Origin of the sequence: Chromobacterium paludis (assembly GCF_008275125.1) — a bacterium.
Taxonomy (GTDB): Bacteria; Pseudomonadota; Gammaproteobacteria; order Burkholderiales; family Chromobacteriaceae; genus Chromobacterium; species Chromobacterium paludis.
In genome coordinates this window covers 1,025,881-1,048,065 of record NZ_CP043473.1, presented here as the reverse complement: position 1 = coordinate 1,048,065, position 22,185 = coordinate 1,025,881, and the positions used below count along the sequence as shown (strand labels likewise).

Below are 22,185 nucleotides of genomic sequence, written 5' to 3'. Positions count from 1 at the left end.
CCGCCACCCTGCCGCCGCGCTCGCGCCCTCCGCCACGTATTTCTACGCATTCCGGCCGCATGCCATAAGACTATGCTTAAAAAGTGATCACCAACTGTGGAGAAATACCATGTGGTTTGCGGGCGACAAGATGATCAACCAGTTGGATGCCGCCGCCGAGGCGGTGCTGCGCGGCGAAGCGCCGAAATGGCAGATTCAGGGCAATGAGCGATGGCGAGCGCTAGGCGACAAGCTATCCCGCGTCTGGGAGCACCGCGACCAGCAGATCAGCAAGGTCGGGGCGGAAAAGCAGGCGGCCGATCAACAGCTGTCGCAGCTGCAAAGCGCGCTGGCTCAGGCTGAACAACAACTGGGCCTGGTCAATGTGCGCTTCGATCTGGTCAACCGCGCCGCCAGCGAGGGGCTATGGGACATGTCGGTGGTGGCCGGCGACCCGCTGAACCCCAACAATGTCTTCTGGTGGTCGCAGACTTTCCGCGCCCTGCTGGGCTTCCACGACGAGCGCGACTTCCCCAATGTGCTGGGCAGCTGGGCCGGCCGCCTGCACCCGGATGACAAGAACCGCGTGCTGGACGCCTTCGGCGCCCACCTGAACGACCGCAGCGGCATCACGCCTTACGACATCGAATACCGCCTGCAATGCAAGAACGGCGACTACCGCTGGTTCCGCGCCCGCGGCGCCACCTTGCGCGACGACAAGGGCGTGCCGCTGCGCGTGGCCGGCTCCCTGAGCGACATCACGGAGCGGCGCGAACAACGCCAGCAGCTGGAACGCACCATGACGCGCTTCGAGCTGGGCAGCGCCATGTTGTCCGAAGGCCTGTGGGACATGGAGGTGGACGCGGCCAACCCAGTCAGCGGCAACAATGCCTTCTGGTGGTCGGATCAGTTCCGCCGCTTGCTGGGCTTTGAAAGCGCGCAGGAATTTCCCGACGTGCTGGAGAGCTGGTCCAACCGCCTGCACCCCGAAGACAAGCAGCGGGTGCTGAACGCCTTCTCCGCCCATCTGAACGACCGCAGCGGCCAGACGCCCTATGACCTGGAATACCGGCTGCAATGCAAGAACGGCGAATACCGCTGGTTCCGCGCCCGCGGCCAGACCCGGCGCGCGGCGGATGGCGCGCCGCTGCGCGTGGTGGGCGCCTTGATAGACATAGACGCGGAAAAGCGTTCGGAGGCCTTGAGCAGCGAAAGCCAGCAGCGCCAGCAGCTGGAAAAAAGCCTGAGCGAGATCGCCGCCATCGTCAGCACCATCCAATCCATCGCTGACCAAACCAATCTGCTGGCCTTGAACGCGGCCATCGAGGCGGCGCGCGCCGGCGAAACCGGCCGCGGCTTCGCCGTGGTGGCGGACGAGGTGCGCAAACTGGCCGAACGCACGCGCGACGCGACGCAACGCGTGGAAAAACTTGTATTGCAAAAAAACTGAGCCGCAGACGCCAAAAAAACGCCCGGCTCAAGTCCGGGCGTTTTTTCATTCGACAAACGGCTCAGCGGTAGACGAAACGCGCCCGCTTGACGTTGCACAGCGGCTCGTAGCCTATGGTGCCGGCATGCGCCGCCACCTCATTGACCGATACCGCGTCGCCCCACAGCTCCACCTCGCTGCCGACGCCGGCGTCCGGCAGGTCGGTCAAATCCACCGTCAGCATGTCCATGGATACGCGGCCTATCAATTGCGAAGGCGCGCCGTCTATCCGCACCGGGCTGCCGCTTGACGCGCGGCGCGGGTAGCCGTCGGCATAGCCGCAGGCCACCAGGCCGACGCGGGTGGGTCTATGGGTGACGAAGTTGTCGCCATAGCCTATCGGCTCGCCTATGCCCAGCTCGCGCACGCCAAACACTTTGCTGGAGAAGCGCATCACCGGCCGCAAGACCTTGTCCTGCTCGAAACCCGCCGGCAGCGGCGTGACGCCGTACAGGGCGATGCCGACGCGGCCCCAGTTGCGCTGGGCGCGCGGATGGCACAGGATGCCGGCCGAGTTGGCCACCGATTCATCGCCCGCCGGCAGGCCGCGCACGGCGGCGTCGAACATTTCCAGCTGGGAGAAGGTCATCGGCACATCCGGCTCGTCGGCGCGGGCGAAGTGGGTCATCTTGGTGATCTTGCCCGCCTTGCCGCTGGCCTCCAGCCGCCGCCAGGCCGCATGATACTCCTGCGGCAGGAAGCCCTCGCGGTGCATGCCGGAATCCAGCATCAGCCAGACATGGAAGGGCTTGGCCGGCGCGGATGCTTCCACCATGGCCAGCTGTTGCTCGCTGGTGACCGCCATCCACAAGTCTTGCTCATCCACCGCTTTCAGTTCGTCGGCGTCGAACACGCCCTCCAGCAGCAGGATGGGCAACGCGATGCCGGCGGCGCGCAGTTCCAGCGCCTCCTCCAGGCAGGCCACGGCGAAACCGTCGGCGATGTCCGCCAGCGCCTGGGCGCAGCGCACCGCGCCGTGGCCATAGGCGTTGGCTTTCAGCACCGCCAGCGTCTTGTCGCCATGGGCGGCGCGCGCGGCTTGATAGTTATGGCGCAGATGGTCCAGCCGGATCTCCGCGATCAAGGGGCGCATGGTTCAGGCCCCTTGCACAGCCGGGCGCATCACCGGCACCACCAGGGTTTCGCCCTGCTTGGCGTAGCGCTGCATGGACAGGCCATCCACGCTGATTTCCGGCTTGACGCCGGTGATCAGGTCGGCCAGCACCTTGCCGGAGCCGGCGCACATGGTCCAGCCCAGGGTGCCGTGGCCGGTGTTCAGCGACAGATTGGCGAAGCGCGTGCCGCCGATGATGGGCGTGCCGTCCGGGGTCATCGGGCGCAGGCCGGTCCAGAAGCTGGCCGCCGGGATGTCGCCGCCTTGCGGGTACAGATCGCCCACCACCATTTCCAGCGTTTCGCGGCGGCGCGGGTTCAATTCCAGGTTGTAGCCGGACAGCTCCGCCATGCCGCCGACGCGGATGCGGTCGTCGAAACGGGTGATCGCCACCTTGTAGGTTTCGTCCAGAATGGTGGACACCGGGGCCATGGCCGGGTTGGTGATGGGCACGGTCAGCGAGTAGCCCTTGACCGGATACACCGGGATGTCTATGCCCAGCGCCTTGACCATGTCGCGCGAGTAGCTGCCCATGGCCACGACAAAGTGGTCAGCGGTCAGCGTTTCGCCGCCCACGCGCACGCCGGTCACGCGCTTGCCGTCATTCAGGATGGCGTCCACCGTCACGCCGAAGCGGAAGTCCACGCCCAGGCCCTTGGCCAGTTCGGCCAGGCGGCTGGTGAACAGATTGCAGTCGCCGGTTTCGTCGTTTGGCAGCTGCAGGCCGCCGGTCAGCTTGTGCTTGACCGCCGCCAGCGCCGGCTCCACGCGGGCGCAGCCGTCCGGATCCAGCACATTGAAGTCCACGCCGCACTCGCGCAGCACGGCGATGTCCTTGGCCATGCCGTCCACCTGGGCCTGGCTGCGGAACAGCTGCAGCGTGCCGCCCTGGCGGCCTTCGTAATCCAGGCCGGTTTCGGCGCGCAATTCCTTGATCTTGTCGCGGCTGTATTCGGCCAGGCGCATCATGCGGCCCTTGTTGACCGCATAGGCTTTCTCATTGCAGTTGGCCAGCATCTTGGCGATCCACTGCAGCTGGTACAGGCTGCCGTCCGGGCTGATGGCCAGCGGCGCGTGGCGCTGGAACATCCACTTGACGGCTTTCAACGGAATGCCGGGGGCCGCCCACGGGGCGGAGTAGCCAGGGGAAATTTGGCCGGCGTTGCCGAAACTGGTTTCCAGCGCCACGCCGTCCTGGCGTTCCAGCACCGTCACCTGGCAGCCCGCTTTGGCCAGATACCACGCGGTGGACACGCCCAAAACGCCGCCACCCAGCACGATTACCTTCATGTTCCCGTCTCCGTTTGTAACCTTGACACTACAGCTAGTGAATTCCGCTAGTATATTCATTGATATCTGGTTTTTTTCACTGAAATTGACGAGAATCAATAGATGACTAGCAAGAATTTTCCAGATAAGCAGTGAAAAAATGAAGACAGTCACTCCCTCCGGCAAGACGCTGGACAAAATGGATAGAAAAATCCTGCGCCTGCTGCAGAAAAACGGCCGCATCGCCATGACCGAGCTAGCGGAGAAAGTGGGCCTGTCCACCACGCCCTGCACCGAACGCGTGCGCCGCATGGAGCGCGACGGCATCATCGAGGGCTATTACGCGCGGCTGAATCCGCACGCGCTGGGCGGCTCGCTGCTGGTTTTCGTCGAGATCAAGCTGGAGGCCAAGTCCGGCAATATTTTCGACGCCTTCCGCCGCGAGATCCTGAGCATCCCGGAAATCCTGGAATGCCATCTGGTATCGGGAGACTTCGACTACCTGATCAAGGCGCGCATCCCCGACATGTCCATGTACCGCAAGCTCCTGGGCGACATCCTGCTGCAACTGCCCTCCGCCAAGGAATCCAAGAGCTATGTGGTGATGGAAGAGGTCAAAGAAACGCTGGCCCTGCCCCTGCACGACAGCTAAGTCCCAGGACCTTGCATAATCGGGGTGCAACCCCAGTAGAAATACTTTTCATGGAGAAAGACAGTCTCGCGAACAGGCAGCGCATGCGCCTGGCCGTCCGTCGGCGCCCCCCCCTGGCCGCGCCAACGATAACAAGCGGCTGACCAAGCTCGCAGACACCGTTCCGTCTCTAGACGCCTAACGTTATGCGCGACTTCGTGGCGCACATCGCCAACGCGGCGGAGCAACAGGCCGCCACCGCGCAGGACATCGCAGACAAGCTGACGGAAATCGTCCAGGCGCACTAAGAGCAAGACTGGCCGCGCCGTTCCGGATAGGATAGTTTGAACCTTTGCCCAACCGGAAGCCGCCATGAGCCTGGAATCGGTCCGCCAGTTTTTCGCCAGCCGCCAGCTGGATATCGAGATCATAGAATTGGCGGTCAGCACCGCCACCGTGGCGGAGGCTGCCGCCGCGCACGGGGTGGAGGCCGGCCGCATCGCCAAGACCCTGGCCTTCCGCCTGTCCGACGGCCGCGAAGTGATCCTGGTGGCGCGCGGCGACGCCCGCATAGACAACCGCAAGTTCAAAGACGCCTTCGGCAAGGGCAAGATGCTGCCGCTGGACGAGGTGGAAGCCATCACCGGCCACCCGGTCGGCGGCGTCTGCCCCTTCGGCCTGGCCCGCGAGCTGCCCATCTACCTGGATGTATCGATGCAGACCTACGACGAGGTGCTGCCGGCCGCCGGCGCGGTGCATAGCGCGGTGCGCATCAGCCCGCGCCAGCTGGGCGAAGTGACGGCCGGCCAGTGGGTGGACGTCTGCCAGGCCTTCGACTGACTCAGGCCGGATACGCCAGCAGCCGTCTTGGCTGCAGGCGGATTCCGACATTGTCGCCCGGCGCCAGGGCGGAGTCATGGCGCCATTCCGCCCACAGCCGGCGTCCGGACAGCAGCTCCAGCGCATAGTGGCAAACGCCGCCGCGCGGCAGGCGCTCCGCCACGCGCGCCCGGATCGCGCTGCCCGGCTCCAGCTTCACCTCATCCGGCCGCAGCAAGACCTCCACGGCCGCGCCTTCGTCGAAGGGCAAGGCCTCGTCGCCCCATAGCTCTCCGGTTTCCAGCAGCACGCTGCGGCCGGCCGCCATCCGTCCGGGCAGGAAAGCGCCCTGGCCGATGAAACCGGCCACATAGCGGTCGGCCGGCGCATGGTATAGCGCCTCCGGCTCGCCCCACTGCCGCAAGCGGCCGCCGTGCATCACGCCCACTTGATCGGCGAAGGCGAAGGCCTCGTGCTGGTCATGCGTCACCATCAGCGCGGCCACGCCGCGCGACTCATCAGCGCGGCCACGCCGCGCGACTTCAGCATGGCCCTGACCTCGCGCGCCAGGCGTTCGCGCAAGTCGGCGTCCAGGTTGGAAAATGGCTCGTCCAGCAATAACAGCCGCGGCAGCGGCGCCAGCGCGCGCGCCAGTGCCACCCGCTGCTGCTGCCCGCCGGACAACTGATGCGGATAACGCTCGCCCTCCCCGGCCAGCCCCACCAGACTCAATATCTCCGCCACCCGTTCGCGGCGCCCTGCGCGGCGCAGGGCGGACAGGCCAAAAGCCACATTGCCCGCCGCCGTCAGGTGCGGAAACAGCGCGTGATCCTGAAACACCATGCCCACGCGGCGGCGATGCGCCGGGACAAGCGCGCCATCGCCGGCCACCGTCTCGCCGCCCAGGCGGATGGCGCCCGATGTCGGCGTTTCAAAACCGGCGATGCAGCGCAAGGCGCTGGTCTTGCCGCAGCCGGACGCGCCCAGCAGGCAGGCGATCTCGCCGGCACGCAAAGCAAAGCTCATGCCGTCCAGCACCGGCGCCTCGCCGTAAGCCAGCCCCACCTGGTCGAAATCCAATAAGATTTCCATATCAGCCTCCCTTGTCCTGCCGCGACAACAGCCACACCGGCGCCAGGCCGGCCAGCACGATGGCGATCGAAGGCAACGCCGCGCGCTGCCATTCTCCCTCGCTGGTCAGATTGAAAATGCGCACCGCCAGGGTGTCCCAGCCGAAAGGCCGCGTCATCAGCGTGATCGGCATTTCCTTCATCACATCGACAAACACCATCAGCAGCGCGCTGGCCAAGCCGCCGCGCAGCAAAGGCAGATGCAACCGCCACGCCAGCCGCCAGCCGCTGAGGCCCAGGCTTTGCGCCGCCTCTTCCTGGCTGCGCCCTATCCGCAGCATCCCCGCGTCGACCGACGCATGCCCCACCGCCAAAAAACGCGAGCCATACGCCAGCAACATCACCAGCAGGCTGCCTTTGAACACCGCCGCGGCGCCTTCCGGCAGCCAGGCGCTGAAATGATCCAGCAGCAGATTGTCCAATGCCGCCACCGGCGCGAATATGCCGACCGCCAATACCGTGCCCGGCACCGCGTAGCCCAGCGTAGCCAGGCGCGTCCACGGCCGGCAGCGCGGATCGCGCCGCGCGGCGAAGGCCAACAGCAAGGCCAATGCCGACACCAGCGCGGCGGCCAGCGCCGACAGCAGCAGGGAGTTACGCAGCGGCTCCAGCAAATCGCCCCAGTCCTCCGCCGCCTGCCGCGCGGCCCAAAAGGCTATCTGGCCGAACGGCAGAACAAAGGCCAGCAATAAAACCAGGGAACAGCAGGCGCAAGCCAGCCAGCCGCGCGCGCCGTTCAAGCGCATGCGCGGCGGCGGCGACGCCCGGCCTGTCGCGCCGTAAGCGCGCGCGCCGCGCGCCCGCTGCTCCAGCCACAGCAGCCCCAGGACCAGCAGCACCAGCAAGGACGCCAATTGCTTGGCCGCAGGCAAGGAAAACAGGCTGAACCAGGCTTTGTAGATGGCCGAGGTGAAGGCGTCGAAATTGAATACGGCGACGGTGCCGAAGTCGGCCAGCGTCTCCATCAGCGCCAGGCTCAGCCCGGACAGTATCCACGGCCTGGCCATGGGCAACGCCACGCGGCGGAAGGCTGCCAGCGGATGCAAACCCAGCGATTGCCCCACCTCCAGCGCGCGCCGCCCCATGCTGGCGAAGGCGTTGCGCGCCAAGAGATAGACATAGGGATAGAAGGCCAGCGACAGCACCGCGACCACGCCTGGCGTCGAGCGTATGTCCGGCAGCCGGGCAGCCTCGCCCAAGGTTTGCCGCAGCCAGCTTTGCAGCGGGCCGGCGTACTCGAACAGCCCCAACTGGGAAAAGGCCATCACATAGGCCGGCATGGCCAGCGGCAGCATCAGCGCCCAGGCAAACACGCGGCGGCCGGGAAAATCATGCACGGCGGTCAGCCAGGCCAGCGGCACGCCCAGCAGCAATACGCCGGCGCCGACGCCCAGTAACAGAACGGCGGTGTTCCGCCATAACTCGGGCAGCGCATGCTCGGCCAGGTGGCGCCAAACCTCGGCGTCCGGCTCTAAAAAGCCCAACGCGACCACCGCCAGCGGAATCAGCGTCAGCAGGCTGACCGCCGCGGCCGCCGCGCGCCAGCGGGAAAAGGAAACAAACATGGGGACTATCCAGCGGCGCGTCCCGCCGCGGCGGGACGCATGACGATACAGAAGATTGATAGGCTTACTTGTAGCCGGCCCGGTCCATCAGCTTGACCGCCTCGGCCTGCCGCGCGCCGGCATGGGAGACATTGATGTAGTTGTGCTTGAAATCGCCCCAGGCGGCGACGCGCGCGTCCGGCTTCACCTTGGGATTGACCGGGTATTCCAGATTGACGTCGGCGAATAGGTTTTGCGCCTTGGCCGAGCTCAGCCATTCCAGGAACTTCACCGCGCCCTTCTCGTTCTTGGCATGGCGGGCGACGCCGGCGCCGGAAATATTGACGTGCGCGCCCTTGCCGGCCTGGTCGGCCCAGAAGATGCCCAGCGGCAGCTTGGGCGATTTCTCCATCAGGCGGCCGTAATAATAGGTATTGGCGATGCCCACCTCGCATTGGCCGGCGGCGATGGCCTCCAGCAGCTTGGTGTCGTCCGGGAAAGGCGCCGTCGCCAGATTGGCCACCCAGCCCTTGACCGTCTGTTCGGTCTTGGCCGGCCCCAGCTCGCTCAGCATCATGCCGACCAGGGACTGGTTATAAACCTTTTTAGACGTGCGCAGGCACAGCTTGCCCTTCCACTTGGGATCGGCCAGGTCGGCGTAACTGGACAGCTGGGCCGGCTTCACTTTTTGGGTGTTGTAGAAAATGGTGCGGGCGCGGATGGACAGTCCGTACCATTGGCCGCCCGGATCGCGCAGATGCGCCGGGATATTGGCGTCCAGCGTCGGCGACTTGACGGCGCGCAGCAGGCCCATTTGCTCGGCCTGCCACAGATTGCCGGCGTCCACCGTCAGCAGCAGGTCGGCCGGGCTATTGCGCCCCTCGGCGCGCATGCGCTCCATCAGCGGGCCTTCCTTGTCCGACACCAGCTTCACCGTGACGCCGGTTTCCTTCTGATAGGCGTCGGCCAGCGGCTTCAGCAACTGCTCGGCGCGCGCGCTGTAAACCACCACGTCCTCGGCCAGCGCCTGGCCGGCCAGCGCCGCCAGAACGGCGGCCATCATCATTTGCTGCTTCAAGGTGTATCCCCTGTTTTGGTATGGAGCGAAGTGCGGGGAGCACCGTAGCATTAAATGATAATAAGTATCAATGCCATTTTGTAAACGCGGCCTTACTCAACTACCGGGTCCTGCCGCGAGGTCCATGATGCAAAAAGCCCTCCCGAATGGGGAGGGCTTTGCCTGCGCAGCCGGGATGCGATCAGTGCTGATGCCCGTGCTCGCCATGCACATGCTGGTGGGCGATTTCCTCGGCGGTAGCCGCGCGCACGTCCAACACCTTGATGGCGAAGCGCAAGGCCTTGCCGCACAGCGGGTGATTGCCGTCCAGCAAAACGGTCGGGCCCTTGATCTTGGTGACGAAGTAGTAGCGCGGCTGGCCGTCCGGACCCATGCGCTGGAGCTGCCCGCCCACCTTCACGCCGGGCGGGAAGTCGGCCTTGGGCATGGTGGTGACCAGCGCTTCGTCGCGCTCGCCGAAGGCGTCCTCGGCCGACAGCGCCACCGTGGTTTGGAAGCCCGCTTCCTGGCCTTCCAGCGCGGCTTCCAGCTTGGCGAAGATATTGTCGTAATCGCCATGCAGATAGGAGACCGGATGCTTGCCGTCGTCGTAGACCTGGCCTTGGCTGTCGGTGACTTTCATTCTCAGCGTGACAGCTGTGTTGGCGGTGATTTTCATGGCGGGAACTGGCGAATAAATGAAAGCCGGAAGGGTCGCAGTTTGACTGGGAAGTGTCAACTTCAGCGCCGCGCGGCGGCGCCAGCAAACGGCCGTCTTCCCTCTCTCAGTCAGCCTTCTTTCATCCCGCATAGGAAAGGCGCATGCAGGCCGCGTCTTATCGCCAACCCGCAACATGGCGGGCGAAGGCGAGCTCGCATGCTTGGCGCTCAGCGCGAGGGCACGAAGCGGACGTAATCGCCTTCCGCCACCGGCTGGCTATTGCTCTGCATCACGCCGATGGAGAAATTGGGCTGCACCTGGATCAGCGAGACATCGCCGTTCAGGCTTTCCGGCATGCCCAGATCCGCGCCGGAGATCAGGTCGCGCACCGGCTGCCCGGATGAGCGCTTGTACAGCAGCAGCTTGTCGCCCACCGCCATGCCGTCCAGCAAGCCCGCGTTGATGTACACGCGGTTGCCCTCCTTGCGCACCACGCGCGCGGAGAACGGGATGCAGGACACGATGTCGTCCACGCGCTGCGCCGCCTTGTCCATCAGCTTGTCCACCAGCCGGCCATAATCTGTACTCCAGAATCCGGCGGAGGCGAAGGGCTTGGGCAGCTTGGGCACCACCTCGCCCTTGGCCAGACCGCCCACGCGCTCGTCGGCCAGCAGGGAGCCGGTCAGGCCGTCGTAGACCCATATTTCCATATCAAACTGGCGCTGAATGGGCCGGTATTTGGCGCCGCCGCCAAACAGGCCGGAAAACGGCCCGTTATAAATGGCGCTCTGATCGCTGGTATTGTTCGATTCGAAAAAGGACGGTCGCAGGCTGTTTTCCGTGACCGAGGTCGACAGCACCCTCCCCGCCACGACAAATTGCACGTTTTGGCGCAGGCCCAGCTGACTGGCGATATCGCGGCCCGCCGCCGGCTCGGCGATGCGGCTGTCGGCCAATACCGACACGGTATTGGCGTCGCGCACCTTCAATAGCGGGTTGCGCGCCAGCCGGCGCGCCAGCTCGGTCGGCAACGCCGTCGCCAGGTCCGCCAGGTCAGACGCCTCGGCCGGGCGGTCCACATTGAAATACGTGGTCACCAGCTTGCGCCGCAATGAGCGCCCCGGCGGCATGGCGCAGGAGGGGTCGCGGCTGCGCGCCGGCGCGCCCGCCTCAATGCCATCCGTGTCCACCTCGATCTTGACGTGGTAGAGCTTGCCCTGCTGATATTCGTTGACCACCCGCACCTTGCCCTGCACCGCGCCGCTGGCCGTCAGGGTGGCGGACTCGGCCGGCCTGCCGTTTTCCAGCACCTGCACCGACTCCACCCGCGCGCCCTGGCCGATGGAGATCAGCCGCATCGCGTCGCGGATGGCCATGTCGCGCGCGGCCAGCGCGCCATTGTCCAGCGGCGCCACGCCTTCCGCGCTCAATACCGCCGCGCTGGCTGGCGCGGTCAAAACAAATGCCGCCACAAGGGCGGCAGCAGTCAAGCGCAGACGCATCGTCATTGGTTCACGTAGAAGTTGCTGCTGTAACGCGCCGGCGCCACGCTCATGGCCGGCATGGCCGCCGGCACCACGCGGGTGGCGCCGCAGTTGCCCTCCGGACATTGCGCGCCCACCACATTGGTTTCCTGGGCCGAGCGCATCACGCTGCCGGTCTTGTCCAACGAGTTCTTGAATTGCTTATAGAAGTCCTGATCCAGCGTGATCTCCGCCACCGCCTCGCTGGTGCCGTCCGGCTTCATCGTGGTGGAAACAATGCTGACGCCGCGCAGGTACGCGTCCACATAGGTGCGGAAGCTATCGCTATTGGCGATCATATTGGACACCGTGCTATTGCCCACCAGCTTCATGCCCTGCACTTGCTCGGCGATGGAGCGGAAGGCATCCAGCCGCGCCGCTCGCATCGCCAGCAGCTTGCGTTGCGACGGCGTCAGGCTGTTGGTGTAAGGCGCGGCGCCGCTGCCGGTGACGCGGATCACGATGGGCTGGAAGGGATTGATCTCCTTGACCACCACTTTCACTTCCTCGCCGCTATTGCCCTCGTCGCCAGGGCCGACATAGCCGACGCCGGACGGCACCATGCCGCTGGGCTTGGCCGCCATGGGCGCCGCCATTTTCTGCGGCGCCGACATCACCGAGCAGGCGGTCAGCGATGTCAACAGTGCCAGGGGCAGGAGACAGGTCAGGCTGCGGACAGTTTTCATGGCAATTACCGGTAGATAGTGATGGAATGGTATGAACCATTCTCGGAACTCGTCAACCCGGAATATCGGCCGTTGCCGATGAAACTTGAGCGCCGGCAAGCAATCAATCGCGGCCGGACTGGGCCCGGCTCATCTGCCGCGCGGACGAGAAGCCCGCCGCCAGCGCGGCTTTTTCCTTGCCCAATCCGGCGGCTCGCCATTGACCGGCCAAGGCTAGCCGCAGCGACTGGTGATAATCGTGCGCGCTGATGCCGGCATGTTCGCGGAACAGCCGCGACAGGTGGCGCGCGCTGACGTGGGCGCGGTCGGCCAGCTCTTGCAAGGGCCAGTCGCGCACCGGGTCCGCGCAGATCAAATCCTGCGCGCGATGCAGCGCCGGATGCAGATGGTTGCGGCACGCCAGCCATGGCGACAATTCCGGATCCTGCGGCGAGCGGCGGAAATACACCACCATCTCCCGCGCCACCGCCCTCGCCACGGCCGGATCCAGCAGCTCTCCTATCAGGTGCAGCGCCAGGTCTATGCCGGCGGTGATGCCCGCGCTGCTATAGCAGGAGCCGTCCTGCACGAACACGCGGTTTTCCTGCACCCGCGCTTTCGGCGCCAAGGCGCGCATGCGATCCAGCAGGGTGTGATGGCTGGTGCAGGCCCGCCCGTCCAGCAAGCCCGCCTCGGCCATCAACAAGCTGCCGGAACACACGCCCACCCAGCGCAAGTCCGCCCGATCCCGATGCGCGGCCATCCAGGCCACGATGCGGCGGGCCTCCGGCTTGGCGAACGCCGTCAAAGATGGCTCCGCGCCTGGCAGCAACACCATGGCGCCAGGCGGCAAGGCGTCCGGCAGGGGCGGCAAGCCATCGAAACTCAAGCCCAAGGACGTATCCGCCCTGCCCGTCGGGCTGACGAAGCGCAGCCGGACCTCGCCGCCGAACGCCCCCGCCAGCCGGAAAGCCTCGGCCGGACCAGCCAGGTCCAGCAGCAAGGCATCGGGCGGCAACACAAAAACCACCTCAAGCACGCCCCGCCCTCCCCGCCAGCGCGACCGACAGCGCCCGCCCGCCGAATACCGACACCACCAGGCCCGCCAACAAGAGGCCGCTGCCGGCCAATTGCGCCGGGGTCAGGCTCTCGCCCAGCAAGAGATGCGAGGCCGCCAGCCCCACCACCGGCACCAGCAAGGAAAACGGCGCCACTTTGGCCGCCGCGTGGCGCGTCAACAGCCGGCTCCACAAGCCATAGCCGAACATGGTGGCCACCACGGCCAGGTAGACCACGGCGAACAGCGATTGCAAATCGAAACCGCGCAGCGCCGCCAGCACGCTGCCGCCGCCCTCCAACAGCCAGGACAGCAGCAGAAATGGCAGCGGCGGCACCAGGCTGGACCAGATCACCAGGCCCAGCGGCGCCACTTGATGGCCGGCGCGGCCGATGGCGCGCACCACGATATTGGACGCCGCCCAGCTGCTGGCCGCGACGATGGTCAGGCAAAAGCCCAGGACCGTCATGTCGCCGCCCTTGCCCATGCCGATCAGCGCCAGGCCGCCCAGGGCCAGCGCCAAACCTGCCAGCTGGCTGGCCTGCCAACGCTCGCCCAGGAACAGCCGCGCCAGCAGCAAGGTGAAGAAGGCTTGCGACTGCAGCACCACCGAGGCGAGGCCGGCCGGCATGCCCAGCTTGATCGCGCTGAACAGGCAGCCAAACTGCCCCACGCCCATGGTCAATCCGTACAGCGCCAGCCAGCGCCAAGGCACGGCCGGACGCTTGACGATGAACACCGCCGGCAAGGCCACCAGCGTGAAGCGCAGCGCGCCCAGCAACAACGGCGGCACGCCGGCCACGCCCCACTTGATCACCACGAAGTTGACGCCCCAGGCCAAAACGATGGCCAGCGCCTGGGCCACGTCAATCGGCGGCATGATCGGCCCCCGGCCAAAGCACGGCCTGCGCCACGATGACTCGCTCGCCGTTGAAGGTGGCGGCCGGCGAGCCATAGAGCCGGTAGCCCAGGGCCAGCGCCTCGCTGACGCGTTTGCAGAAGGCCGAATCGTCAGGCCCGGTCAGCAACCGGTAGGCCGGCAGGCCGTCCGGCGGGGGGTTCGATGCAGCATATGGCATGTTTTCTCCTGATTCCGACAAGCTGAATGACCACACCTTATGGCATGCGAATGGCAAGCCGCAAGGGGCCGGCGGCGCTCACCGCTCCCATCCCAACTGACGCTCAAGCATCCAAGCGCCGCAAGGCCTCGTCCACGCTGACCACGGCGGCGAAGCGGCCGTCCAGCACCAGCTCCGTGCGCTCGCGGATCTCTGCCGGACGGAAGAGGCGGCCGCTGACCGGATGCGTCATGGCGAAAGTCAGCGTCGCCTCGCTGACGAAGTCCACCTCGTAACCCAAATCCGACGCCACGCGCGCCGTGGTTTCGCAGCATTGCTCGGTGCGGATGCCGGAAATGATCAGCCGGCGAATACCGCGCCGCTCCAGCCATGGCTTGAGGCCTGAATCGGTCAGCGCGTTGTGCACTTGCTTGACGAAGGTGGCCGCCGGCCTATGCGTCAACCAGGCTTGCGGCCTCACCAGCCCGGACTCCATGCGGAAAGGCTCGTCGCCATCGGTATGCAGGATGTTGATCACCGGCGCGCCGCGCGCCTCCGCGCCGGCGATCAGCCTGAGCTGCGCCTCGCGATAGGCCGGTAGTTCGGCCTCATCCCAGTAGGGCCGGTGAAGAAAAGAATCCTGAACATCAATGACCAGCAGCGCGCTGTCTTGCATCTTGCCTCTCCTTGGCGAGTGGGAATATGGACGCCATGCTAGACCGTCCCTAGCCATGGCAGAAGGCTGCTCCCGGACAAGCGCCTGCCAAAAACGGACATCATGCCAGCTTGGTCAGAACAGGCTTCAGCTCGTCGCACAGCAGCCATAGCGCGGTGGCCGCCATCAATCCGCCCATAGCCAGGTTGTACCACAGCAGCGCGCGCGGCGAGGCCAGCCAACGGCGCAGGCGTTCGCCGCCCCAGGCCCACACGCTGATGCAGGGCAGATTGACCACCGCGAAGGCCAGCGCCAACAAAAAGGCGGCGGCCAAACGTCCGCCCTGCCCGGCCGGCATGAACAGGATGGACGCGTTCAGCACCATGACCCAGGCCTTGGGATTCAGCCACTGAAACAACGCCGCGCCGACGAAACCGAGCGGCCTGGCCTGCTCCCGCACCCGCGGCTGCGCGGCGCGGGCAATCTTCCACGACAGCCACAACAAATACAGGCAGCCGGCCACCGCCAGCGGCAAGCGCCACGACGCCACCCAGCTCAGCGCCTGCGCCAACAAGGCGGCGACGATGAACACCTGCAGCGCGCAGCCCAGGCTGATCCCCAACAGGTGCGGCAAGGTGCGGCGAAAGCCGAAGTTCACGCCGGACGAAGCCAGCATCAGATTATTGGGCCCCGGCGTGATGGACATCAGGGCGATATAGGACAACAAGGCGAATTCCGGCATGGCGAGACTCCCGCAAAACGGCAAGCGGCGACATGCCCTTGCCCGTCCCACCATGCTAGGTCGGCCTGGCTGAAGGATACAGATTCAGAAATTTGCTATTGATATGGTTACAGATTGGTATTTTCAGTAACTGTCACCTTGCTCTATGATAGGCGTTGTGCCCCTCCCGCCAGAAAGCCCGCCATGCAGAACAGCGCCGCCACCCTCTACCAGCAATTGGCCGATGACCTGTCGCTGGCCATCAGCCGCGGCACCTTGCCGCCAGGCTCGCGGCTGCCCTCGGTGCGCCGCGCCGCGCACAGCCGCCAGCTCAGCCTGAACACCGTGGTCAGCGCCTATCGCGTGCTGGAGGACCGCGGGCTGATAGAGGCGCGGCCGCAGTCCGGGTACTACGTGCGCGCGCGGCTGCCGTCCCCGGCGCGCCAGACCAGCACCGAGAGCGGCCCGGCCTCGCCCACCAAACACGCGGTGCTGGACCTGATAGGCACCGTATTGCAAGCGCAGCAAAGCGAGGGCTTCATCGACCTGGCCCTGGCCTGCCCGCGCGGCGGCGACTTCTACCCCGGCAACAAGCTGGCGCGGCTGATGGGGCAGATCCTGCGCCGCCAGCCCGGCATGGTCAGCACTTACGCGCTGCCGCCGGGTTCGGAGCGGCTGCGCACCCAGATCGCGCGCCGCGGCATGGACCTGGGCATGACGCTGCAGCCGGACAACATCATCCTCACTCACGGCTGCATGGAGGCGCTGCAGCTGGCGCTGCGCGCCGTCACCCATCACGGCGACGCCGTGGGCCTGGAGTCGCCCACCTACTTCAACCTGCTGCCGCTCTTGGCCAGCCTGGGACTCAAGGCGGTGGAAATCCCCACCGACCCGCAAACCGGGCTGTCGATAGACGCGGTGGAGGTGTTGCTGGCGGAAAAGCGCATCCAGGCGCTGGTGGCCATGCCCAATGTCCACAATCCGCTGGGCTGCTGCATGCCGCTGGAGAACAAGAAGCGCCTGGCCCGGCTGGTGAACCGGCACCAGGTGCCGCTGATAGAAGACGCGCTGTATGCCGAGCTGCAATTCGCCGACACGTTGGCGCCGGCGGTCAAGGCTTTCGACGAGGACGGCTGGATCATCGTCTGCGCCAGCTACACCAAGACCCTGGCGCCGGATTTCCGCATCGGCTGGATGGAGGGCGGCCGCTTCGACGCGGCGCTGCGCAAGCTGAAGTTCGCCTCCTCGGTGGCGCAGCCGGCGGTGCTGGCTGAAACCCTGGGCGCCTTCCTGGAGTCCGGCGGCTACGACCATCATCTGCGCACGCTGAAGCGGCGCTACGCCGCCCACGTGGAAAAAGTGCGCGGCCTGATCGCGCGCCACTTCCCGCCCGGCACGCGCGCCACCCAGCCGCAAGGCGGCTTTTTGATCTGGCTGGAATTGCCGGAGCATTGCGACAGCGTGGCGCTGTTCCACGCCGCCATGGCGGAGAAGATCAGCCTGATTCCCGGCCCGCTCAGCTCACCCGGCGGCCGTTACCGCAACGCCCTGCGTCTGTCCTGCTGCTACCCGCTGGACGAGCGTTATCTGGCGGCGCTGGTACGTGTGGGACAGCTGGCTTGCGATCAATTGGCGCGCGCCGCGCGCTGACTCGGCGCGCCTCATGAAATTAACGGCTGACGCCGCGGGGCTTTAGCGGTAAAATAAAGGAGCCTCTACTTCTCGCTCGCGCCGGCTCGGCCAGACGCGGCGCCTTGCCTCCCGGGAAAAGCCCGGCCCGCTGGGTTACCGAAATCGAAGCTCCATCGCCCGCCCGCTACAGTCGCAGCAGACCGCCGGCGCGGCCATTGCATTGCCCGTATCAACAAAACAGAAAGGAAGTCCATGTCCAAGGAAGACATGATCGAACTTGAAGGCGTCGTCATTGAAATGCTGCCGGAATCGCGCTTTCGCGTGAGACTGGACAACAATATGGAAATCCTGGCCTACGGCTCCGGCAAAATGAAGATGCACCGCATCCGCGTGCTGCTGGGCGACCGCGTCACCGTGGAAATGTCGCCGTATGACCTGAGCAAGGGCCGCATCAATTTCCGCCACCCGACCGCCAATCCCGGCGCCGGCCCGCGCCCTTCGCATCACCGCCGCTAAGCATCGCGTTCATGAAATCATGAACGAATAAATTTGCATTTGACATATTTCATATTGGTTCCATAGTGGTATTACGTGCCGCCCGGCACAGCCCCGCCACAGGAGGACCAATATGAAACCAATCGCCACACTCGCCCTGCTTTTGCTAGCCGGCCCCGCGCTGGCCGCCCCCTGGAACGCCGCAACCGCCTACCAGAAGGGTCAAGTCGTGCAATGGCAGGGCCGCGACTGGCAGGCCAAATGGCCCAGCCGCGGCGAGGCGCCCGGCATCAACCCCAAGGGCACGTGGATCGCCCATGTCGGCGGCGCGCTGCGCAGGCTCGATGACGTCGCCCCCTCCATCCCCACGCTGCAGCAAGCCCTGCAGCACGAGGCCGACCTGACCGACAACAGCTTCTTCCGCACGGTCAAGGCTTCCATCCGCACCCTGCCCAACGATCAGGTGGAACAAGTGACGCCGGGACGGGCAGCCAACCCGCTCAACGTGCGCCGCGTGGAGCGGCTGCTGCCCGCCGCCAAGTGGGATTACTATTTCCCGCGCCGCGACGCCAGCTACACCTACACCCGCTTCCTGCAAGCCGTAGCCAAGTTTCCAGCCGTCTGCGACGACTACTCGGACGGCCGCGACGCCGACGCCATCTGCCGCCACAGCCTGGCCACCATGTTCGCCCATTTCGGCCAGGAAACCGGCAACCACGACGCCAGCGACAGCATCCCGCAATGGCGCCAGGGCCTGGCCTATCTGCGCGAAATGGGCTGCACCGAAACCGGCCCCGGCTGCGGCTACAACATCGAATGCGACGATCCGGTGTTCAACAAGGTGTGGACCTGCGGCAAGAACGCCGACGGCAGCTGGAAGAAATACTTCGGCCGCGGCGCCAAGCAGCTGTCATACAACTACAATTACGGCCCCTTCTCCCAAGCGATGAACAACGGCGATCAATCCGTGCTGCTGCAAAACCCGGATCTGGTGGCCAGCACCTGGCTCAACCTCGCCTCCGCCACCTTCTTCTTCGTCTATCCGCAGCCGCCCAAGCCATCCATGCTGCACGTGATAGACGGCACCTGGGTGCCCAACGCCGCGGACAAGGCCGCCGGCGCCGGCAACAACTTCGCCACCACCATCATGATCATCAACGCCGAGTGCGGCGGCGGCACCGAGCGCCAGTCCGCGCAGAACCGCATCGACTACTACAAGCAATTCGCCCACGACCTGGGCTGGGACTACGGCAGCGAACAGCTGTCCTGCGCCAATATGCAGCGCTTCACATCGGCCAGCTCCGCCTCCTACAATATTTATTGGGAAAAAGACTGGCGCTGGCAGCACGACTACCAATGCCAGCTGGTCAGCTATCAAACGCCGTATAGCGCGCTGCAGGCCGGCAATTATCAACGCTGCGTAGAAGACAACTGGGGCATCAAGCTGAAGTAGGCGCCCCAGCCCAGGCCGGCTCTCCGCCAGACAGCCGGCCTCGCATTCCTCGCCCCCAGACCCGCTCCGCCTCATCCCCTCGCGCCCATCCGATAGCGCCGCGCCTAGACAACATTCCGCGCCGCCAGGCCAAACACCGTTCCGGCCCACAATAGGGCGTGCAAAAACTCCGCCACGCCAGCCTGCCAGCCCATATTGCCCAGCCTGTCCTCCCGCTTGCTGGCAGTGGGCGTGCCCAGCGTCATGCCTATCCGGCAACTGAGCGGCGCGCCCAGCAACAAGGCCGCCAGCGCCGCCACGCCGCTCAGCGGATCCCGCCACAGCAGCCAGCACGCGCCCGGCAGAGCCAGCAGCTGCAAGGGCAGACAGCAGGCCATCGCGCGCGCCAGCTTCCAGCGCGAGTCAGGCTGCGGCGCCAGCGCCAGCAAATCCGCCGCCTGGTCCAGATGGTAGAGCTTGCCGCACACATCGCCCGCCAAATGGCAGACAGCGAACGTCAGCAAGCCAGCCAGGCCGGGAACAATCAAAGCCGCATGATTGAACAAGCCCATCGAGGCAGGCAGCAGATAGAACATTTCCAAAACGGACTGCGCCAGCGCCTGCGGGCTGCGCCGCAGCAAGCGCCACTCCTTGAACACCAGCGCCCGCATGCCGCCATGAAAGCGCCGGATGCCGGCAGCGGCGTTCCGATACGACAGGGCGCCATGGCCGCTTACCGCCAGAGAGGCCGAGCCGAAAGAGCCGGCCAAGCCAAGGCCAGCCAGCATGAAACCAAGCGCCGCCAGCGCCACCCAGGCCGCCAACGCCAGCGGCTCGCCCTGCAGCACGCCGCCAAAGAACCCCAAGCGGCTGGCCAGCTCTGCCCAGGGTCCCAATGCGTCACTCATGATGCCGCTCAGCCACTTTTCAACGGCCGGCACGCGGGACGGCAATTGCGTGGCCAGAAATACCAGCATGCCCAGCACCATGGCCATCACCCTGCCAAAGCGCAGCAAACGCGCCGCGCCCAAGCCGCGCAGCAAGGCCAGGGCGGCGGCCAGCAAGGCGGAGGCCAGGACCGCCGGCAGCAAGGCCAGCCAATGCCAACTCCCCCGAAACAGCCCGACGTCAATCAGAGAGACGAGAAACATCAGCCAGCTGGCCGACACCGCGGCGGCAATGCCGCACAACCGCGCGCGCAACGCGACGCCGGGCTGCAGCGGCGCCATGCGCAGCAGCTCCAGATCGCCGCGACCGGCCAGCGCATTGATGGCGCGCAGCGTCGCTTGCATGCTCATCAGCAACCAGGCGGCAAACAAAGTCATCGCCAGCGCCGGCCGGGAGAAATGGCCCGCCGGCGACAGGCTCAGCATCATCCAGGCGAAGCCATGCGCCAACAGCAACAGCAGAATCAGAGACGGCCAGCGCAGCGGCGGCACCCGCCTGAGCCGCCCTTCTCGCCGGATCACGCGGCAACTGGACAGCAACTGAAAGCGGCACTCCTGCCAGACCAGCCAGGCCGCGCCGCCCGGCGCGAAGGCTGAGCTCATACCGCCGCCTCCGTCATGGAAAGGAACAGCTGCTCCAGCGTGGCATCCTCGCTGCCCGCGCGGGTCCGCAACTCATCCAGCGTGCCTTCTGCCACCAGCCGGCCGCCGCACAAAATCCCTATGCGCTGCGCCAGCCGTTCCGCCACTTCCATGATGTGGGTGCTCAGGATCACCGTGCCGCCGTCGGCCACGTGCCGCAGCAGCAAGTCCTTCACCAGCCGCGACGCGGCGGCGTCCAAGCCGGTCAGCGGCTCGTCCAGCACGATCAATTCCGGCTCGTGGATCAGCGCGCCGGCCAGCGACAGCTTTTGCCGCATGCCGCGGGAAAAGCCTTCCACCAGCTCCTCCGCGTGATCGGCCAGGCCCAGCATGCTCAGCAGCCGCTCCGCCCGGCCGCGCGCCTCGTTTGGCGGCACGCCCCACAACCCGGAGACGAACTCCAGGTATTCGTAGGGCTTGAGCCTGTCGTACAGCAAGGGCTCGTCCGGCAGATAGGCCACCCGCCGCTTGACCTCGACGGCCTCCGTCCGCGCATCGCGCCCCAGCACGGCGATATCGCCGCCATCCGGCGCCAGCAGGCCCACGGCCATGCGCAGCGTGGTGGTCTTGCCGGCGCCGTTGGCGCCCAGCAAGGTGTAAAACTCGCCGCGCCGCACGCGCAGGTCCAGCCCGTCTATCACCGGCCGGTCAAAACGCTTGCGCACATTGCGCATGCATAGCGCCCAAGCATCCACCCCTTGATCGAACCCACCCATCCCGACACTCCGTCCTAGCTGACATTTTCCTGACATTGTTACGCAAACGTCATTTCAATGGCAATGGAATGGACGGATTGCAGGCCACCTCAGAGCCAGCCCGAGACCATGGCCTCCAGCTCGGCCAGGCGCTGCGGCCTCACCGCGCGGCCGATCTCCACGCCGTCGCGCAGCAGAATGAAGCTGGGCCATAGCTTGACGCCGTACAGCCGCCCCAAGCGCCGGCCCTTGCCGTCCTCCGCCGCCAAATGGCGCAGCTGTGGCCGCGCGGCTAGAAACTGCGCCAACCAGGGCTGCGCGGCCTGGCAATGCGGACACCAGTCCACGCCAAACTCCAGCAAGGTCAGCCCCGGCAGCGCCGCCACGTCTTCGGGGGCGGGATTGTCAGCCAGATAATGGCTCATGATGCTCTCCAAACAAAAACACCCGCTCGCGGCGGGTGTCGGGAATGATGGCGATCAGACGGCCAGCCGCCCGCTCAGCTTCAGCTTGCCCACCAGCCAGGTGTGGTCGTAGCTGACGATTTCGAACGGGTTGCCGAACGGATCGACGAAAGACAGCGCGCAGAAGAAGCGGTGGTCGCGCACCGAGTCCCGGGCGATGGTTTGGCCCTCGCGATTGACCACGCGCTCGCCGGCCAACTGGTCTATCCATTCCACGAACTCCTGGCCGCTGACGACAAAGGCTACGGCGCCCTGCGCGCTCGATGGCGCGGCGTCGGCGTCCTCGCTGATGGCCAGCCGCACATTGCCGCTGGCGTTGGCCAGCATGGCGGCGTTGTGCTCGCCGTCCGTCTTGTAGCGTGCGTCCGGGGCCAGGCCCAGCACGCGCTGGTACCATTTCAGGGCGATGGCCACGTCCTTGACGCGGATGTGGATGTGGTCGATTTTGCCTAAGCTCAGCATGCCTGCCTCTTGTGTGCGATGGTTTGGCGCCGGTCGAGCCGGCG

At 65.8% G+C, this 22,185-nt stretch carries 24 protein-coding genes; 6 read left to right on the top strand and 18 right to left on the bottom strand.

Annotated elements, in window-relative coordinates:
- Positions 1-109: 109 nt before the first annotated feature.
- Complete coding sequence (locus tag FYK34_RS21035; RefSeq protein WP_149295296.1) at positions 110-1,429, top strand: methyl-accepting chemotaxis protein; 1,320 nt, start codon at positions 110-112, stop codon at positions 1,427-1,429.
- A gap of 61 nt (positions 1,430-1,490) precedes the next feature.
- Here the strand turns inward: FYK34_RS21035 and alr are convergent, their stop codons facing one another.
- Positions 1,491-2,561, bottom strand: coding sequence for an alanine racemase (gene alr / locus FYK34_RS04735; RefSeq protein WP_149295295.1), 1,071 nt, complete (start codon positions 2,559-2,561; stop codon positions 1,491-1,493).
- Between the two features lie 3 nt (positions 2,562-2,564).
- A complete protein-coding gene (locus tag FYK34_RS04730) occupies positions 2,565-3,872 on the bottom strand; it encodes a D-amino acid dehydrogenase (RefSeq protein WP_149295294.1) in 1,308 nt (435 codons plus the stop codon).
- Between the two features lie 139 nt (positions 3,873-4,011).
- Between FYK34_RS04730 and FYK34_RS04725 the strand changes: the two genes are divergently transcribed.
- Both FYK34_RS04725 and FYK34_RS04720 read left to right on the top strand, forming a co-directional pair.
- The gene (locus tag FYK34_RS04725; RefSeq protein WP_149295293.1) at positions 4,012-4,503 is read left to right on the top strand and encodes a winged helix-turn-helix transcriptional regulator; all 492 of its coding nucleotides are present in this window, start codon (positions 4,012-4,014) and stop codon (positions 4,501-4,503) included.
- 351 nt (positions 4,504-4,854) lie between these two features.
- Positions 4,855-5,322: a YbaK/EbsC family protein gene (locus FYK34_RS04720; protein WP_149295292.1), complete on the top strand. Its 468-nt coding sequence runs from the start codon at positions 4,855-4,857 to the stop codon at positions 5,320-5,322.
- Between the two features lies 1 nt (position 5,323).
- Here FYK34_RS04720 and FYK34_RS20835 read toward each other — a convergent pair whose 3' ends face one another.
- The 12 genes from FYK34_RS20835 to FYK34_RS04665 all read right to left on the bottom strand — a co-directional run bounded on the left by FYK34_RS20835 (position 5,324) and on the right by FYK34_RS04665 (position 15,393).
- Positions 5,324-5,806 (bottom strand): TOBE domain-containing protein, encoded by a 483-nt coding sequence (locus tag FYK34_RS20835; RefSeq protein ID WP_231137375.1) that lies wholly within the window; start codon positions 5,804-5,806, stop codon positions 5,324-5,326.
- Positions 5,794-6,393, bottom strand: coding sequence for an ABC transporter ATP-binding protein (locus FYK34_RS20830; protein ID WP_231137374.1), 600 nt, complete (start codon positions 6,391-6,393; stop codon positions 5,794-5,796). The genes FYK34_RS20835 and FYK34_RS20830 overlap by 13 nt, the downstream gene beginning before the upstream one ends.
- Before the next feature lies 1 nt (position 6,394).
- Positions 6,395-7,996 carry an ABC transporter permease gene (locus tag FYK34_RS04710; protein WP_149295291.1) on the bottom strand — a complete coding sequence of 534 codons (1,602 nt, stop codon included), beginning with the start codon at positions 7,994-7,996 and terminating at the stop codon, positions 6,395-6,397.
- A gap of 64 nt (positions 7,997-8,060) precedes the next feature.
- Positions 8,061-9,053, bottom strand: a complete 993-nt coding sequence (locus tag FYK34_RS04705; protein ID WP_149295290.1) for an extracellular solute-binding protein — start codon at positions 9,051-9,053, stop codon at positions 8,061-8,063.
- A gap of 181 nt (positions 9,054-9,234) precedes the next feature.
- On the bottom strand, positions 9,235-9,711 hold the full coding sequence (locus tag FYK34_RS04700) for an FKBP-type peptidyl-prolyl cis-trans isomerase (RefSeq protein WP_149295289.1): 477 nt from the start codon (positions 9,709-9,711) through the stop codon (positions 9,235-9,237).
- Positions 9,712-9,920: 209 nt separating this feature from the next.
- Complete coding sequence (locus FYK34_RS04695) at positions 9,921-11,201, bottom strand: flagellar assembly protein T N-terminal domain-containing protein (RefSeq protein WP_149295288.1); 1,281 nt, start codon at positions 11,199-11,201, stop codon at positions 9,921-9,923.
- The gene (locus FYK34_RS04690; RefSeq protein WP_149295287.1) at positions 11,198-11,902 is read right to left on the bottom strand and encodes an LPP20 family lipoprotein; all 705 of its coding nucleotides are present in this window, start codon (positions 11,900-11,902) and stop codon (positions 11,198-11,200) included. Before FYK34_RS04690 ends, FYK34_RS04695 begins: the two co-directional genes overlap by 4 nt.
- A 103-nt stretch (positions 11,903-12,005) precedes the next feature.
- Positions 12,006-12,920, bottom strand: coding sequence for a GlxA family transcriptional regulator (locus tag FYK34_RS04685; RefSeq protein WP_149295286.1), 915 nt, complete (start codon positions 12,918-12,920; stop codon positions 12,006-12,008).
- On the bottom strand, positions 12,913-13,818 hold the full coding sequence (locus FYK34_RS04680) for an EamA family transporter (protein WP_149295285.1): 906 nt from the start codon (positions 13,816-13,818) through the stop codon (positions 12,913-12,915). Before FYK34_RS04680 ends, FYK34_RS04685 begins: the two co-directional genes overlap by 8 nt.
- Positions 13,805-14,017, bottom strand: a complete 213-nt coding sequence (locus tag FYK34_RS04675; protein ID WP_149295284.1) for a DUF1737 domain-containing protein — start codon at positions 14,015-14,017, stop codon at positions 13,805-13,807. The genes FYK34_RS04680 and FYK34_RS04675 overlap by 14 nt, the downstream gene beginning before the upstream one ends.
- A gap of 103 nt (positions 14,018-14,120) precedes the next feature.
- A complete protein-coding gene (locus FYK34_RS04670) occupies positions 14,121-14,672 on the bottom strand; it encodes an isochorismatase family protein (RefSeq protein WP_149295283.1) in 552 nt (183 codons plus the stop codon).
- A 100-nt stretch (positions 14,673-14,772) separates the two neighbouring features.
- On the bottom strand, positions 14,773-15,393 hold the full coding sequence (locus tag FYK34_RS04665) for a LysE family translocator (RefSeq protein ID WP_149295282.1): 621 nt from the start codon (positions 15,391-15,393) through the stop codon (positions 14,773-14,775).
- A 183-nt stretch (positions 15,394-15,576) separates the two neighbouring features.
- On the opposite strand from FYK34_RS04665, the gene FYK34_RS04660 reads away from it, so the two are divergent.
- The 3 genes from FYK34_RS04660 (at position 15,577) to FYK34_RS04650 (ending at position 18,952) form a co-directional block, all read left to right on the top strand.
- A complete protein-coding gene (locus FYK34_RS04660; protein ID WP_149295281.1) occupies positions 15,577-17,022 on the top strand; it encodes an aminotransferase-like domain-containing protein in 1,446 nt (481 codons plus the stop codon).
- Positions 17,023-17,256: 234 nt separating this feature from the next.
- Complete coding sequence (gene infA, locus FYK34_RS04655; protein WP_149295280.1) at positions 17,257-17,520, top strand: translation initiation factor IF-1; 264 nt, start codon at positions 17,257-17,259, stop codon at positions 17,518-17,520.
- Between the two features lie 112 nt (positions 17,521-17,632).
- On the top strand, positions 17,633-18,952 hold the full coding sequence (locus tag FYK34_RS04650; RefSeq protein WP_149295279.1) for a glycoside hydrolase family 19 protein: 1,320 nt from the start codon (positions 17,633-17,635) through the stop codon (positions 18,950-18,952).
- A gap of 104 nt (positions 18,953-19,056) precedes the next feature.
- Here the strand turns inward: FYK34_RS04650 and FYK34_RS04645 are convergent, their stop codons facing one another.
- From FYK34_RS04645 to FYK34_RS04630, 4 genes are all read right to left on the bottom strand, one after another.
- On the bottom strand, positions 19,057-20,481 hold the full coding sequence (locus tag FYK34_RS04645) for a hypothetical protein (protein WP_149295278.1): 1,425 nt from the start codon (positions 20,479-20,481) through the stop codon (positions 19,057-19,059).
- A complete protein-coding gene (locus FYK34_RS04640; protein ID WP_149295277.1) occupies positions 20,478-21,236 on the bottom strand; it encodes an ABC transporter ATP-binding protein in 759 nt (252 codons plus the stop codon). Before FYK34_RS04640 ends, FYK34_RS04645 begins: the two co-directional genes overlap by 4 nt.
- Positions 21,237-21,325: 89 nt before the next feature.
- Positions 21,326-21,640, bottom strand: a complete 315-nt coding sequence (locus FYK34_RS04635) for a thioredoxin family protein (protein WP_149295276.1) — start codon at positions 21,638-21,640, stop codon at positions 21,326-21,328.
- Between the two features lie 54 nt (positions 21,641-21,694).
- The gene (locus FYK34_RS04630) at positions 21,695-22,141 is read right to left on the bottom strand and encodes a VOC family protein (RefSeq protein WP_149295275.1); all 447 of its coding nucleotides are present in this window, start codon (positions 22,139-22,141) and stop codon (positions 21,695-21,697) included.
- Positions 22,142-22,185: the final 44 nt, after the last annotated feature.